Genomic DNA, 16,082 nt, shown 5'->3' with positions numbered 1-16,082 from the left:
TCTCCTCTATCGTTTACGTTTACTTTTAGATTTTTTAGATTGACTACGTTTTGTAGCTTTATTTGACTTCTTGCGACTCGATTTACCTTTTTTAGATTTTTTACTGAAAGCATCATATCTAGAACGCCCAGCTTTTGAATCATCTCGTTTAGAAGTTTTTCTACCGTTTTTTCGGGATGACTTTCGCCCCTTTAGATTTCCAAAACCATCACGACTAGTAGCATGGTCAGAGCCACTACTCAATTGTTCTTGGATAGCCATCAGATTATCTACTTCACCAAGAACAAAATCGATTTGTTTCTTTTCTACATCGGCTTTTACAAGTGTAACAGTAACCTTTTCACCTAAGTGATAGGTTTTACCTGTCCGCTTACCAACAAGAACAAAATGTTCTTCGTCAAAGAAATAATAATCGTCGTTCATCATGCTAATATGCACGAGACCGTCGATACCATTCTCTAACTCTACGAACATGCCAAAGGAGGTTATGCTCGCAATAGTGCCTTCAAAAACTTCACCTACAAATGGAACCATGTATTGAGTCTTCTTTAGATCCGTAGTTTCTCGTTCTGCCTCGGTTGCCACTTGTTCTTGTATGGAAGAATGTTCCACAGCACCAGCTAAGAAAGCTTCATCTACATCTCGTTTAGAGTATCCACCCTTCCAGTGCATATCCGCTTTTAAAAGTCGATGTACCATCAAATCCGGATAACGTCTAATGGGAGATGTAAAATGCGTATAGCAAGTGGATGCTAACCCAAAATGGCCGACGTTTTCAATGCTATATTTCGCTTGCTGCATAGAACGTAAGGTCATAATTTGAGCCACTTGCTCGATATCTTGTCCCTTCACTACATCAAGGATTTTTTGGAAATCTCGTGGTGTTACACCATCAGCACTAAGGACAAGAGTTTGACCTAAATAATGTAATACCTTTTGGAATAAATCCAATTTTTCTTCACTAGGATGTTCATGAATACGATATACCGATGTACGTTGAGTATCCTTTAAATGCGTAGCTACCGTCTCATTAGCAATGAGCATACATTCTTCGATAAGCCGCTCTGCCATAGTTCGATCGCGTTTTACGATACGCAACGGTGTACCATCGAGATCAAGTAATACCTTATATTCCGAAAAATCAAAGTCTAATGCCCCTCTACGACGACGCATACGATTTAAAATCTTAGAAATTTCTGCTAAGTCACGAAGCATAGGAATAAAATCTACTAAATCGTCAGGAACAATATTTTCCTCTAACGCTTTATAAACTTCTTTATAGCTGCAACGACGTCCTACATGGATAATAGACGGACGAATACGATAATTAACAACTGTACCTGAATCATCAATTTCCATCATACACGTCATAGCATAGCGATCTTCATGGGCATTTAAACTACAAATACCATTCGATAATACCTCTGGTAACATTGGTACTACGCGGTCCACTAAGTAAACTGAAGTCCCCCGCTTGTATGCTTCATTATCAATAGGCTGGCCTGAAGTAACATAATGACTAACATCCGCAATGTGTACGCCTAGCTCATAATTACCATTTGGTAATTTACGACCACTTACAGCATCGTCAAGATCTTTTGCATCTTCTCCATCGATAGTTACCATTTGTAAGTCTCTAAGATCCCACCGCTTCGGATCTTCATGAACAATAGTATCTATCTTCTCACTTGCCTCAATTACCTCTTTAGGGAATGCAAAAGGAATCTTATGATTAGCCATAATACAGTTAATGTCTAGGCCTACATCCCCCTTATAGCCTAAAATTTCTGTTATAATTCCTTCAGGTTTTTTATTGCCTTCAGGCCATTTTGTAATTTTTACTAGTACCTTAGCTCCACTCCGAGCATCTAAAGTATCTTTTAAATCTACAAAAATATCTGTTCCAATACGTTCATCATCTGGTACAACAAAGCCGAAGTGTTGTTGTCTGTCGTAAGTACCAACTATGGTTTCATTAGCACGCTCAATAACATCAACGATGATGCCTTCACGTTTATGCTTTGTATAATCTGATGGTACAATACGAACACGTACCTTATCATTATGCATAGTAGTTCCTTTATTTTGTTCTGCTACATAAATATCTTCATCATTTAGCATAATAACAAATCCATAAGATTTACGATATCCTTTGTAGATACCTTCATATTCTTCATGCTGTTGATCTTCATATCGGTATACATCTGGTCGAGATGAAGTTAATACGCCTTCACGGGCGAGCATTTTCGCAGATCGAATAAACATTTCAAGATCTTTGCCACCTCGAATACGATTATCCATTGCTGCATCCTCAATATGGTATGCATGTGGTTGTATAGATTTATAAAAGTCCAATACCTTCTTCTTCAAATCTGCACCCCCTTATTAGGATGAAAAAAGAAAAAGCCTGCAAAGCAGGCTTTCATCATTAGAATTGATTAATCATTGCCCCTAACACTAAGCTCAACACAGCAAAGATAATCCCCAATATAATCGTACATTTAGATAAGAAAGCATCTAAACCGCGTTGCTTACCACCAAAAGAAGAGTCTGCCGCACCAGAAACAGCACCGCCCATGCCTGCATTTTTGCTATTTTGTGCAACAACTACTACAATTAATAAAATAGATACGATTACTTCTACAATCATTAAGAAATTTGTCACGACTGTCATCCTTCCTGTGATGCTCGATGCGAGCCCAATACACGATGTTCTAAATACTTCTCTAATTTACGTTTTACCCTTTGTAGCGCATTATCAATAGATTTAACACTACGATCTGTGACCTCAGCCATTTCTTGATAGGAACGTCCATCAAGGTATCCTTCCAAGACTTCCCATTCGAGATCACTTAAAATATGACCAATATTGCGCTCAATATCATCTAGTTCCTCTTGACTGATAATGAGGTCTTCAGGATTTGTAATCTTTGTTGAAGATAGCATTTCAATCAATGTACGCTCAGAGTCCTCTGTATACACCGGTTTATTTAAGGATATATAGGAGTTCAAAGGCGCATGTTTTTGTCTTGTAGCCGATTTAATAGCTGTAATAATTTGTCTAGTTATACAAAGTTCCGCAAAGGCTCTAAAAGACGCTAATTTATCATGTTTAAAATCTCGCGTCGCCTTATAGAGTCCAATCATCCCTTCTTGGATGATATCCTCTCGGTCGGCACCTACCAAAAAATAGGAGCGAGCCTTAGCTCTTACAAAGTTCTTATATTTATTAACAATATAATCGATTGCAAACTCATTTTGCTCTTCCTGAGCTATGACCACAACTTGCTCATCGGTCATTTCCTTGAAATTGTAATCGGACTTGCGTGTATGAATCATTTTCATAAGCTCCTCCTTACAATTGAGCGAGAAAAACCAATATATTTATTATACTGGAACGGTATATGATTTTCAACTATCAATGACCTCGACGCAATTTCTCGAGCTTTTCAGCAACTTCAGGAGATAATAAACCTCCCACTTCATTACGACGCACTGAGAATTGATCACGTCTATGTTCATGAGCATATTGAAGTCGTTCTTCTTCCTTAGCAATACGAATCATATTTTGCAACTCACGAGCAGGAATGCGCAACCCGCCAGAGCCTAGAATTTGATTCTGTTCTGCCCCATCGGAGGTTACAACATATACATTAGTATATTTGCCTTTACGTAAAAATACCTCTCGTTCAATAAAGGAATCCGCCGTTTCTCCATCCTCAGTATACACTTCGATAAATCCACTTGTAATAGATTCAATGGAACCTCCAGATTTTGTATACTTACCATCAAATACAAGGATTACTTCGTAACCCTTAAATTTACCATAGTTCAACAATCTATCTCGAAGCTCCATTCTCGCATGTTCTAAAGACTCATGAGCCAATTTTTTCAAATGAGTCCAAGCAAAAATAACATTATAGCCGTCTACAATTAAAATATCTTTTAGCATGATTATTTCGCCTGGCGTTGACGTACCGCCTCATACATAAGAACTGCAGCTGCAACAGATGCATTCAAAGAATTCAAATTTCCATACATAGGAATTGTTACAAGGAAATCACAAGCTTCTTTTACAACGCGACTAATCCCCTTACCTTCATTACCAATGACTATAACCGTAGGAATTGTCATATCTGCTTCATACAAGGTACGATCACCTTCCATATGAGCCCCCATTACCCAAAATCCTTGTTTTTGAAGTTGTTTAATGGTTTGCACTACATTGCCAATTTGTACAAGTGGAATTTGTTCAATAGCTCCAGCAGATGTCTTTGCAACAGTAGCATTAATAGGCGCATTATGTCGTTTAGGAATGAGTACAGCCGTAGCTCCCGCACATTCAGCAGTACGAATGATAGCTCCCATATTATGTGGGTCTTCAACCCCATCCGTTAAGATGAGTAAAGGAACCTCATGTGTCGTTTCTTGTAATACCTCTCCCAATTCTTTAAATTGAACGGCCGATACAAGAGCTATAACCCCTTGATGTGGTACCTCCAAATCGTACTTATTCATCTGTTTAACTGGTGTAGGTCTAACTTCAATTCCTTGAGATTTAGCAAGGCCTACAATATCAGCTAACCCTGTTTTTACCTTATCTTCACTGACCAGAATACGTTGAATAGAACGGCCACTTTTAAGGGCTTCTTTAACCGCATTGCGACCTACAATATAATTATCCATACTACATACCTCGTAGAGTTATAGAAAAGGCTTGCCCCAAGATATGCTGTAAGCGGTCTTCTTGGCGCGTTTCATAAAGAAATCCTAGTACTGCTTCAAAGGCCGTACTACTGCGATATTCTTGAACAGTACTACTTTTAGGCACGTTTACATTACTATTTCTAGCACGGCGTGCAATAGCTTGTTCCTCTTCTGTGAAAGCATCTTCTATTTCTAGCAATACTTTCGCCTGTGATTTAGCACAAATAAATTCAGTAACAATTGTATGCAATACCTGTACCTTTGTGATATTCATTTGCACTACTCGTTCGCGTACATACATGGAGTATACTGCATCGCCGATATAAGCTAGCATAACTGCATCAGCACTTAGGCACTCTTCTATAGTCCGATTACGCAAACGAAGCGGCTCTTCTTCAAGAGCCGTCAGTTTTTTTATCGCTTCATTCTTTAAGAATTGAAATTGTTTAAACTTCACGTTTTTTCCACCGTGCACCTTGAGGGGAGTCCTCAATAGTAATACCAATCTCAGCTAATCGATCGCGAATACAATCAGCTAATGCCCATTGCTTTTGGTCCCGACAAGCTTGACGTACAGAAAGAATAACTTGCATTAATTCTTCGTATTCAGCAGCATTAGCACCCGTATTGCCTTCCCAAGCTTTTTCAAGAACACCAATAACATCTGTCATAAATTTGAAGATTCGTTTCACTTCAGCAATTGCCTCTTGGCAAACAACGCCTTCTCTACTTGTTACAGCTTGATAGTAGATATTAATTTCTTTTGCAAGACCGAACATACTAGAAGTTGCTAGAGCAGTGTTGAAATCATCACTCATAGCATCCTCAAATTCTTCTTCGTATGCTTTCGCTTTTTCTAATAAGCGTTGAGCTTCATCACATGAGCCTGGCTCACATTTTTCAAGGTAAAGAAGGTTTTCAATAGCTGTGCTTAACCGTTCCAAAGATTTATTAGCTTCTTCTAGACGCTCATCAGAGAAATCTAATGGGCTACGGTAATGCGTGCTCAATAAGAAATAACGCAATGCATCAGGACTATATTGTTCTAAAATATCTTTTACCAAGAAGAAATTATTCAAGGACTTAGACATTTTTTCAGAGTTAATAGTGATAAAACCATTGTGCAACCAGTAGCGCACTGCTGGATGTTGACCAGAGCAACCTTCTGATTGAGCAATTTCATTTTCATGATGAGGGAAAATCAAATCGCTACCACCACCGTGGAAGTCAAATTCTGTGCCTAAATATTTTTGGCTCATAGCAGAACATTCAATGTGCCAGCCTGGACGACCATTCCCCCATGGGCTTTCCCAATAAGGTTCACCAGGTTTTGCTGCTTTCCACAAAGCAAAGTCCATAGGATTCTTCTTACGACCATCTACTTCAATACGTGCGCCTGCCTCCATATCGTCTAATGTACGACCAGATAACTCACCGTAATGTTCAAATTTCTCCACACTATAATATACATCGCCATCGAGTTCATAGGCGTAGCCCTTGTCAATCAATGTTTTAATCATAGCAATGATATCATCAATATGCGTAGATACACGTGGATACATATCAGCCCGTTGTACACCTAATGCATCCATTACTTCAAAATAACTATCGATATAACGATTTGCAATGGTATCCCAAGAGACGCCTTCACCATTAGAAGTATTGATGATTTTATCATCCACATCAGTAAAGTTTTGTACATAGGTTACTTTATAGCCTACATGTTTCATATAGCGACGAATTACGTCCCAAGTCACAAAAGGACGAGCATTGCCAATATGAGGATGATTGTATGGTGTGACACCACATACGTACATTTTTGCCTCACCTGGTGTTACAGGATTAAAAACCTCTTTTTGGCGCGTCATAGTATTATAAACAGTAATTTCTCTCATCGTTACCGATGCCTCCAATTTTGTAAAATAAAAAAGACCTCTCATCTCATACAGAGACGATGGTCCGCGGTTCCACTCTGTTAGGTACCAATAGCGATACCCACTCATCGCATAACGGTGCGTCGCCGGACAAACCTACCTATAATCGGAGTGTCAGCTCGTGAATGCATTTCATCTACCTATCCATGAACCCTCCCACCATCGGTTCTCGCTAAAAAGTTAGTTGTAGAGTACTTCTTTCAGTCTCAGCTATTAAAATAATCTATATTCATATATAAAAATATTTTACCAATAAAGCTATAGAATGTCAATATTTACAAGAAAGATCCCCATCTTTCATAGGCAGCTATTCACATATCATACATAGGTATTTTAAATAGCTTAATTAGAAAGATGAGGATATATAATCAGAATATTAAATTACTATTATCATTCATAACAATAGCTTTTATAGCACACAAGTAATAATAATGTCATTACATCAAATCAATTAATATTAAGCATTTTCTAATTTATCTTGATCATCATGTTTACGGCAAATACCGGCAAAAATAGATCCTGTAAAGTTATGAATAATGGAGAATACTGCACCTGCTACCGCAGCTTGTGGTGTAAAGTGTTTTAGTGCTAAAGATACGGATAATGCAGAATTTTGCATAGCCACTTCGATTTGCATAGCACGACGAGAAGACACATCAATACTAAGAGCTTTACATATAAAGTATGTCACAACATAACCACTCAAATTTTGTACTAAACACGCTACAAAAATAATGAAACCAGTTTCGGCAATTTGCTTTTGGTTAACTGCAGTTACAGCTGCCAAGATAAGCAATACCGCGATAGCTGCAATGGTTGGACATACAGATTTTACAGGTTCAATTTTTGCGCCAATAAAGTAATTCAATACAATCCCCAAAATAATTGGTACTAACACGATTTTTACAATGGATATAAACATTGGCATAAATTGAATTTCAATAGAAGATGTTGCACCTGCATATAATACGACAAATAAAGGCGTTAAAATAGGTGCCAATAATGTGGATACAGTTGTTGCTGATACGGATAAGGGAACATTACCATTTGCAAGGAAGGTCATTACATTAGAAGCAGTACCACCAGGACATGCACCCAACAAGATAAAACCAATCCCAACTTCTGGAGGAAAATTAAATGCTAAGGCTACTAAGAAACCTGCCAATGGCATCCATAAGAATTGGATTACGGATACGAGAATAACCTTCATTGGTTGCTTAAATACATCAATAAAGACTTGAGCCGTTAATGTTAACCCCATCGCAAACATAACAAACTGTAGCATGTAAGCAATATATGGAGTCATCCAAGAAAATACTGCAGGTAGCATATATGCTAAAACAGCCATCAATAGTACTATCCAGGATAGATAACTATTGAATAAGTGATTAATAGAACGAATAACACTCATAAAAACACTCGCTTTCATAATAAATCAAAATTTAATACGCCGATTATTATAGCATTTCTATAGAATATTAACAACACATACAAAAGGAGTTCACATAACACTTGTTACGTGAACTCCTTTGATTAATTGATCAAATTTATTTTGTTAATGCACCTACATTATCTAAACGATGTAAGCACTTTTCTTTACCAAGTAATGTAACAATATTATTCAAATCCGGACCATGCATTTGACCTGTTAAAGCTACACGGATTGGCATAAATACGAATTTACCTTTTAAAGAGGTTTCTTTCATTACGGCCTTGATTGTTGCTTTTACAACTTCAGGTGTAATTTCATCAAGTTCAGCCAATGCATTCCGGAAAGCGCCGAGAACTGTTGGAGCTGTTTCTTCATTCAATACAGCACGCAACTCCTCTTCATGCCCCTCTTCAAGGAATACTGTTTCGCCCATAAACAAGCCTACATGATCTTTAATTTGAGCACCATAGCTAATATGATCACGGAATGTAGAGCATAATAATGCCAACCAATCAATATCAGCTTGATTCAAGCTATCTGGAGCTAAACCAACCTCTTTCAAATGCGGTAAACAAAGATGGAATAACTCTTCATCACTCAAATTCTTCATATAGTGGAAATTTATATGGTTCAATTTATCAATATCAAACACAGCAGGATTTTTCGCTACCCGATCCATAGAGAAAGCCTGAATTAATTCATCTTGTGTGAAGAATTCTTCTTCACCTTCAGGAGCCCAACCAAGAAGTGCCAAGAAGTTTACAAGTGCTTCTGGCAAGTACCCTAATTGTTTGTATTGTTCAACAGAGGTAGCACCATGACGTTTGGACATTTTTTTGTAATCTTTACCAAGAATCAAAGAAATATGACCAAACTTAGGGACCTCCCAACCAAGAGCTTCATAGATAGCCATTTGGCGAGGTGTATTGGATAGATGTTCCTCTGCACGAATAACGTGAGTAATCCCCATCATATGATCGTCCATTACTACAGCAAAGTTATATACAGGAATACCATCGGATTTAACGATAACGAAGTCACCTACACCATTGGACTCAAAGGATACATGCCCACGTACCATATCATCAAAAGCGTATGTTTTATTCAACGGTACACGCAAACGAATTGTAGGTTTACGACCTTCAGCAATGTATTTAGCCTTTGTCTCTTCATCTAAGTGTTCACAATGACCGTTGTATTTTGGTGTTTCCCCACGATCCATTTGATCTTGACGCACCGCATCTAACTCTTCAGGTGTGCAGTAACACTCATAAGCTTTACCTTCATCCAATAAGCGTTGTGTTACTTCTTTATATAAATCAAGACGTTCTGTTTGACGGTAAGGACCATTATTACCACCTACATCAATGCCTTCATCCCAGTTCATGCCAAGCCATTGTAAGGAAGCTTTAATATTCTCTTCACTTTCACGTGTAGAACGAGCTAAATCTGTATCTTCAATGCGCAATACAAATGTGCCTTTTTCCTTACGTGCTAATAACCAGTTAAATAAAGCAGAACGAGCACCACCAATATGGAATGGACCCGTAGGGCTTGGAGCAAAACGAACTTTCATGGAACTCATGATTAAATCTCTCCTTCATATACAGAAACGACAGCTTGTGCAGCAATGCCTTCGCGGCGACCAATAGCCCCTAGCATTTCATTTGTTGTCGCTTTAATACTAATACGATCTAATGGTATCTCTAAAATAGACTGTAAATTAGACTTCATCATATCGATGTGAGGTTTTAATTTAGGTGTCTCAGAAATAACCATAATATCAATATTATAGGCTTGTAACCCACGTTCTTTCAATAAGAAATTTACTTTTTCTAGTAAAAGCATGCTAGAAATCCCTTTATACTGGTCGTCTTCAGGTGGAAAATAGTATCCAATATCCCGTAAACCAGCGGCACCTAGCATGGCATCCATCAATGCATGAATGAGAACATCTGCATCGGAGTGACCATCAGGACCAAGGTCAGACTCGATATGAACACCACCTAAGATACAAGGACGCCCTGCTTTTAATTGATGAATATCATAACCAAATCCAACGCGCATACGCTTATCCTCAATTCCTAAATATCGTTTTGCTACTGCAATATCATTAGGTGTGGTCACCTTAATATTACAATAGTCTCCACTTACTATATGTACAGGCTTACCTAAATACTCGACGAGGGACACATCATCAGTGCCTAAATATTTTTCGTCATGAGCCTTTTGATGGGCCTCTTTAAATAGATCTTTTTGAAAGCCTTGTGGTGTTTGAATTTGGTATAACTCACTGCGTTTCAAGGTTTCTATTACGGTATGCTCTGTATTAACCCGTTTAATCGTATCCGTAGCAGGGACACCTACAGTAGCAGCTCTATATTCTATTGCGGCCCTAACAACAGAATCAAACAGTTTAGTTGATGCTAATGGACGCGCTCCATCATGAACTAGCACAATATTACTATCTTCTGATACAGCTTTGAGACCATATGCCACAGAATCTTGACGTTCTCTTCCACCAAATACTATCTTTACAGGAATATGCAAATCCAACCCTTGAATATGGTTAGACATATATTCTTGTTCGCCTTCAGCTACAACAAGAATAATTTCTTTTAAACCTTCAATCTTTTCTACATTTTGTATGGTACGTTGAATAATAGAATGTCCCCCTAAAGGAATAAATATCTTATTTTCTTTGTATCCCATACGGCGACCAGCACCTGCAGCGAGAACGATACAACTAATTGCCTTGCCCATTTTGTCCTCCATCTACACGAGCAAAAATCATCCGTCCTGCACTCGTTTGTAATATGGATGTAACCATAACCTCTACATTTTGACCAACATAAGGCTTACCATCCTCTACGACAATCATCGTGCCATCGTCGAGATAAGCCACACCTTGGTGTACTTCCTTACCTTCTTTCATGATTTGAACGCGAATCCATTCTCCAGCGATTAGAGCAGGTTTTAATACATTTGCCAATTCATTAAGGTTAAGCACTTCAATACCTTGTACACGAGCCACCTTATTCAAGTTAAAGTCATTAGTCATCAATTTCCACTGCTTATCTAAAGCAAGTCGCATAAGTTTTGAATCAACCTCTACAAGATCATCATAATCATCTTCAACAACTTCTATAGCTACCTTATTGGCATCTTGCATATCCTTCAAAATATCAAGGCCACGTCGACCACGGTTGCGTTTCGTAGCATCCGCAGAGTCAGAAATTACCTGTAACTCATTTAATACAAATAGTGGCACCATAAGAGGGCCTTCAATGAAGCCCGTAGCACATAGTTCTTTGATACGACCGTCAATGATAACTGAAGTATCTAGTAATTTTGGCGTACTAGAGGATTTATCTAATTTATGAGTTGAAAACATTTTAAAACGACTTGTTTTTTTAGTGCTATCTCCTCCCCATTGTTGTACGTAATTATTGTACATTTCGGGTCCTTTACGAGCCATGATTTTAAGTCCACTATATCCAAAAATAGCACTCAAAATTATAGGAATATAAGGTCCTATAATAGGTACTTGATTGAATGCAACACCAATTAGATTTGCAATAATAAGGCCGAATAATAAACCGATGGTGCCTGCAATCAATTCTTGATTTGGAATATGAGTAAGAATACGCTCTAATCTTTTAGCAATTACTAAACCTTGTTTCAGAATAAATGATGAAATCAGATAACCAATAACAAGGCCTAATAGAGTACCTACGATTAATACTGCAATACGTGCAATTGTTAACGACATGTCCCCAAAAGATTCAAATTGAGAAACCAAATATGGGTCAATAATAGGTGCTAAGCTATCCATTCCCACGTAGGCTGCTGTACCTACTAAAATGGCTATTACATAGCGTAAAATCCGATAAATCATGAAATCACCTCCTAATTATGAAAATACGAGTTGCATCGCCTCTTGTATAGATTTGACACCTTTAATTTTGATAGAACTATCATTATCCTTAATTTGTTTATAGTTGCCTTCAGGAATAATAAACTTTTTAAAACCTAATTTCTTGGCTTCATTTATACGCTGTTCAATGCGAGGAATACTGCGAACATTACCAGTTAAGCCTACTTCACCTAAAATTACCATATCTGTTGGAACGATTCGATTTTTCAGATTTGACACAATGGCAACCGCCATAGATAAATCACAAGCAGGTTCATTTACCTTGAGACCACCGATAACATTTACATACACGTCTTTATTACCTAATGTAAAGCCACAGCGTTTTTCTAAGACTGCTAATAATACGATTAACCGGTTAAGATCATAACCAATCGCCGTACGTCTAGGCATACCAAAAGCCGTAGTAACGACCAAGCTTTGTACCTCTACCAAGATGGGGCGAACCCCTTCGAGGTAAATCATAACAGCACTGCCGCTTTCTTCATCGGAACGCTCGGCTAAAAGAGAAGCAGACGGATTGGACAATTCCTGTAACCCTTCCTCTACCATAGCAAAAATGCCTGTTTCTGATGTAGATCCAAAACGGTTTTTAATGGACCGTAATATACGGAATTGATAAGAACGCTCCCCTTCAAAGTAAAGCACTACATCTACCATATGCTCTAACATACGAGGCCCTGCAATATTGCCTTCCTTTGTTACATGGCCAATGATTACAGTAGGTATATTTCGTTCTTTACAGAAGCGAAGTAGGCGAGATGTGCATTCACGAACTTGACTAACACTGCCTGGCGCAGCATCTATATCTCCAGTATACATAGTTTGTATAGAGTCAATGACTAGTAAGGAAGGAGTCATTGCTTCAGCTTGCTCCAATATATGATCTAGATCAGTATCTGCAATAACTTGTAACCGTTCACTATTAATATGCAGTCGTTCTGCTCGAAGTTTAAGTTGTAACTGAGACTCTTCACCAGATGCATAAAGAACTGCTCCTACTGTATCGGCTACCTTCTGGGATACTTGTAGTAACAGAGTAGATTTACCAATACCAGGATCACCACCTAAAAGCATTAGAGCACCAGGCACTATGCCCCCACCTAATACACGGTCAATTTCACCAAAGGTTGTAGATACGCGTGCAATAGAAGAAATTTCGATATCTGGCAAGGCGGTAGGCTTCGCCGTTTGATTTCCAACACCTCGAGAAGGTGTTCGACTATGTTTAGTTTCTTTAATTATTTCTTCAACTAATGTATTCCATTCTCCACATTGTGGACAACGGCCCATCCACTTAGAGGATTCAGCCCCACAATTTTGACAAAAGAATACAGATTTTGCTTTTGCCATAACACCTCAATACATTTAAAAAGAAAGGTCATGAATGATAACCATTCATGACCTTTTATGCATAATTTTACTACATGGTTAACTATCATCATTTTATAGTATACCATTTAACTTATATTTTTTATATGAAAGGTAGTCATCAACTGTATAATTTGTATTTTTATCATATTGATACAACAAGATCGTTATCCTTTGCATCTGCTTTAATAATTTTACCTTCTTTTGCATCTCCTTTCAAAATAAGATCGGACACTGGGTCCTCAATTAAACGTTGAATAGCACGTTTTAATGGTCGAGCCCCCATTGTGAAATCAGAGCCCTCCTTAACAAGTAAATGCATAGCCTCAGGAGAGATTTCTAATTGTAAATCACGCGCTTCAAGGCGTTTTGTAACATCACTCATCAAGATAGTTACAATTTCTTTTAAGTCCTCTTCTGTTAATGGATGGAATACAATCATTTCATCAATACGGTTTAAAAACTCAGGTCTAAAATGACGTTTCACCGCATCCATTACTGACTTCTTAGCCTCTTTAAACTCAATTTCTTTATTTTCATCTACATTGAAATCAGATTTTTTAGCCGCTAAGAAACCAAGTTCTGGAGAGTTTTTATGTAAAGCTTTAGCACCTAAGTTACTTGTCATAATAATAACTGTATTTCTGAAATCTACAGTTCTTCCTTGACTATCAGTAAGACGACCATCATCAAGAACTTGTAACAAAATATTAAAGAAATCTGCATGTGCCTTTTCCACTTCATCGAGGAGGATAACGCTATATGGTTTGCGACGTACCGCATCTGTTAATTGTCCACCTTCTTCATAGCCTACGTAACCTGGAGGGGCACCGACTAAGCGAGACACAGTATGTTTTTCCATATATTCAGACATATCAAGTCGAATCATAGCAGATTCATCGCCGAACAAGGAGGATGCAAGCGCTCTTGCTAGCTCAGTTTTCCCTACACCAGTTGGCCCAAGGAACAAGAATGAACCAATAGGCCGTTTTGGGTCTTTTAATCCAGCCCTTGCACGGCGTACAGCTTTAGCTACAGCAGTAACAGCCTCATCTTGACCTACTACGCGTTTATGAAGTTCTTCTTCCAAATGTAGTAAGGTTGCAGACTCTTCTTCTGCAATTTTAGCCACTGGAATGCCTGTCCATTGCGCTACTACAGCAGCTATGTCTTCCTCTGTTACTATTAACTTTTGATCGCTTTTTTCTTTAGCAATAGATTTTTTATCACCAATTTCTTTTAATAGTAATTGTTCTTCATCGCGAAGCTTTGCAGCCTTTTCGAAATCTTGAGACGTAACCGCAGCTTCTTTTTCTTTCTTAACTGTATTGAGGCGATCCTCTAATGCTTTAACATCAGGTGCTGAAGAAAATACTTTCATACGAACCTTAGATGCAGCTTCATCGACTACATCGATAGCCTTATCAGGTAAGAATCGATCTGTAATATATCGGCTAGATAAAGACACAGCTGCTGTTAATGCCTCATCTGTAATCTTAGCCTTATGGAAAGCTTCATACCGATCTCTTAATCCCTTTAAAATTTCAAGAGCATCCTCTTCGTTAGGCTCTCCTACTTGAACGGGTTGAAAACGACGCTCTAAAGCAGCATCTTTTTCTATATATTTCTTATATTCATCAAGTGTTGTGGCACCGATAACTTGGAATTCACCTCGTGCCAAAGCAGGCTTTAAGATATTAGCTGCATCCATAGCGCCTTCAGTAGCACCTGCCCCAACCAATGTATGAATTTCATCTATAAAGATAATCATATCATCATGTTGTTGTACTTCATCAATGGCTTTTTTTAACCGTTCTTCAAATTCACCACGGTACTTGGCACCCGCTAACATAGAACCAATACTAAGAGAAATAATGCGTTTATTACGTAAAATCTCCGGTACATTATCAGTCACAATACGCTGTGCCAAGCCTTCGGCAATAGCTGTTTTACCTACACCTGGTTCACCAATAAGAACAGGATTATTTTTAGTTCTACGGCTGAGAATTTGAATGACTCGTTGAATCTCCGTATCGCGGCCAATAACAGGATCAATCTTACCTTGTTTAGCAGACTCATTAAGATCAGTTGCAAAATCTGACAGCTCACCTAAATCATTATTGCTATTTATTCCCTCTTGACCACCATTATTGCTACCTTTATTCGAGCCAAGAATACTACGAATTGCTTCTACTACATCATTACTACGTATATTCATAGCTCGTAAAATAGCAACTGCAACACCGCTACCATCGCTAAGTAGGCCCAATAGAATATGCTCAGTACCAACGTAATTGTGATTCATTTGATTTGCTACTTGAATGGCAAGCTCAAGTACATGTTTAACGCGAGGTGTCATATATATTGACGTTGCCTTTTTATTACCACGTCCTACATGTTCTTCTACAGCTTCAAAAATATCTTCTGTAACAAGGCCAAGCTCTTCTAAAGCTTTAGCTGCTACACCATTTTTAACCTTTGTAAGGCCAATGAGTACGTGTTCAGTACCAACATAGTCATGTCCTAACTCCAAAGCAGCCTCTTGAGCTAACGAAAGAACACGCTGTGCATCGTCTGTAAACCGTTGCATCATAATATCACCTCATCTATCTATGTAAATTGTAATTATTTCTTTTCAAATATATATAAACAATGGTGAAATAACCATTGGAATATCAAAAATATTATTAAACTCTATTAATCT

13 protein-coding genes and 1 other annotated feature are annotated in these 16,082 nt (G+C 38.1%); all 13 genes read right to left on the bottom strand.

From position 1 onward, the window contains the following. Nucleotides 1-6: 6 nt before the first annotated feature. Nucleotides 7-2,370 (bottom strand): ribonuclease R, encoded by a 2,364-nt coding sequence (rnr, locus tag FNLLGLLA_RS04635; protein WP_123137911.1) that lies wholly within the window; start codon nucleotides 2,368-2,370, stop codon nucleotides 7-9. Between the two features lie 58 nt (nucleotides 2,371-2,428). After that, nucleotides 2,429-2,665: a preprotein translocase subunit SecG gene (gene secG, locus FNLLGLLA_RS04630; RefSeq protein WP_004695991.1), complete on the bottom strand. Its 237-nt coding sequence runs from the start codon at nucleotides 2,663-2,665 to the stop codon at nucleotides 2,429-2,431. Between the two features lie 5 nt (nucleotides 2,666-2,670). Beyond that, nucleotides 2,671-3,345 carry an RNA polymerase sporulation sigma factor SigH gene (gene sigH / locus FNLLGLLA_RS04625; RefSeq protein WP_119563007.1) on the bottom strand — a complete coding sequence of 225 codons (675 nt, stop codon included), beginning with the start codon at nucleotides 3,343-3,345 and terminating at the stop codon, nucleotides 2,671-2,673. A gap of 73 nt (nucleotides 3,346-3,418) precedes the next feature. Beyond that, nucleotides 3,419-3,952, bottom strand: a complete 534-nt coding sequence (locus FNLLGLLA_RS04620; RefSeq protein ID WP_004695995.1) for an NYN domain-containing protein — start codon at nucleotides 3,950-3,952, stop codon at nucleotides 3,419-3,421. Between the two features lie 2 nt (nucleotides 3,953-3,954). Beyond that, complete coding sequence (gene rlmB / locus FNLLGLLA_RS04615; RefSeq protein WP_024061847.1) at nucleotides 3,955-4,686, bottom strand: 23S rRNA (guanosine(2251)-2'-O)-methyltransferase RlmB; 732 nt, start codon at nucleotides 4,684-4,686, stop codon at nucleotides 3,955-3,957. A gap of 1 nt (nucleotide 4,687) precedes the next feature. After that, complete coding sequence (locus tag FNLLGLLA_RS04610) at nucleotides 4,688-5,164, bottom strand: Mini-ribonuclease 3 (protein WP_123137910.1); 477 nt, start codon at nucleotides 5,162-5,164, stop codon at nucleotides 4,688-4,690. Next, the gene (gene cysS / locus FNLLGLLA_RS04605; protein WP_123137909.1) at nucleotides 5,154-6,602 is read right to left on the bottom strand and encodes a cysteine--tRNA ligase; all 1,449 of its coding nucleotides are present in this window, start codon (nucleotides 6,600-6,602) and stop codon (nucleotides 5,154-5,156) included. The genes FNLLGLLA_RS04610 and cysS overlap by 11 nt, the downstream gene beginning before the upstream one ends. 49 nt (nucleotides 6,603-6,651) lie before the next feature. Further along, nucleotides 6,652-6,858: a binding site (T-box leader), on the bottom strand. Between the two features lie 240 nt (nucleotides 6,859-7,098). Next, nucleotides 7,099-8,052, bottom strand: a complete 954-nt coding sequence (locus tag FNLLGLLA_RS04600; protein ID WP_230949586.1) for a bile acid:sodium symporter family protein — start codon at nucleotides 8,050-8,052, stop codon at nucleotides 7,099-7,101. Nucleotides 8,053-8,188: 136 nt separating this feature from the next. Beyond that, a complete protein-coding gene (gltX, locus tag FNLLGLLA_RS04595) occupies nucleotides 8,189-9,658 on the bottom strand; it encodes a glutamate--tRNA ligase (protein WP_123137908.1) in 1,470 nt (489 codons plus the stop codon). A gap of 2 nt (nucleotides 9,659-9,660) precedes the next feature. After that, nucleotides 9,661-10,836 (bottom strand): bifunctional 2-C-methyl-D-erythritol 4-phosphate cytidylyltransferase/2-C-methyl-D-erythritol 2,4-cyclodiphosphate synthase, encoded by a 1,176-nt coding sequence (locus FNLLGLLA_RS04590; RefSeq protein WP_077708469.1) that lies wholly within the window; start codon nucleotides 10,834-10,836, stop codon nucleotides 9,661-9,663. Continuing rightward, the gene (locus FNLLGLLA_RS04585; RefSeq protein WP_004696009.1) at nucleotides 10,820-11,971 is read right to left on the bottom strand and encodes a PIN/TRAM domain-containing protein; all 1,152 of its coding nucleotides are present in this window, start codon (nucleotides 11,969-11,971) and stop codon (nucleotides 10,820-10,822) included. The genes FNLLGLLA_RS04590 and FNLLGLLA_RS04585 overlap by 17 nt, the downstream gene beginning before the upstream one ends. Before the next feature lie 15 nt (nucleotides 11,972-11,986). After that, a complete protein-coding gene (gene radA, locus FNLLGLLA_RS04580) occupies nucleotides 11,987-13,360 on the bottom strand; it encodes a DNA repair protein RadA (RefSeq protein ID WP_004697141.1) in 1,374 nt (457 codons plus the stop codon). Between the two features lie 163 nt (nucleotides 13,361-13,523). Next, on the bottom strand, nucleotides 13,524-15,971 hold the full coding sequence (locus FNLLGLLA_RS04575; RefSeq protein WP_123137907.1) for an ATP-dependent Clp protease ATP-binding subunit: 2,448 nt from the start codon (nucleotides 15,969-15,971) through the stop codon (nucleotides 13,524-13,526). Nucleotides 15,972-16,082 lie beyond the last annotated feature (111 nt).

Source organism: Veillonella parvula, from assembly GCF_902810435.1.
Classification (GTDB): Bacteria; Bacillota; Negativicutes; order Veillonellales; family Veillonellaceae; genus Veillonella.
Note: the sequence above shows the minus strand (reverse complement) of the source record. Positions and strands in the feature narration are given on the sequence as shown.

Coding starts and splice junctions, on each gene's coding strand:
- FNLLGLLA_RS04600 (WP_230949586.1), bottom strand. CDS start 8,052: ATGAGTGTTATTCGTTCTATTAATCACTTATTCAATAGTTATCTATCC.
- FNLLGLLA_RS04575 (WP_123137907.1), bottom strand. CDS start 15,971: ATGATGCAACGGTTTACAGACGATGCACAGCGTGTTCTTTCGTTAGCT.
- rlmB (WP_024061847.1), bottom strand. CDS start 4,686: ATGGATAATTATATTGTAGGTCGCAATGCGGTTAAAGAAGCCCTTAAA.
- radA (WP_004697141.1), bottom strand. CDS start 13,360: ATGGCAAAAGCAAAATCTGTATTCTTTTGTCAAAATTGTGGGGCTGAA.
- FNLLGLLA_RS04620 (WP_004695995.1), bottom strand. CDS start 3,952: ATGCTAAAAGATATTTTAATTGTAGACGGCTATAATGTTATTTTTGCT.
- sigH (WP_119563007.1), bottom strand. CDS start 3,345: ATGAAAATGATTCATACACGCAAGTCCGATTACAATTTCAAGGAAATG.
- cysS (WP_123137909.1), bottom strand. CDS start 6,602: ATGAGAGAAATTACTGTTTATAATACTATGACGCGCCAAAAAGAGGTT.
- FNLLGLLA_RS04590 (WP_077708469.1), bottom strand. CDS start 10,836: ATGGGCAAGGCAATTAGTTGTATCGTTCTCGCTGCAGGTGCTGGTCGC.
- gltX (WP_123137908.1), bottom strand. CDS start 9,658: ATGAGTTCCATGAAAGTTCGTTTTGCTCCAAGCCCTACGGGTCCATTC.
- FNLLGLLA_RS04585 (WP_004696009.1), bottom strand. CDS start 11,971: ATGATTTATCGGATTTTACGCTATGTAATAGCCATTTTAGTAGGTACA.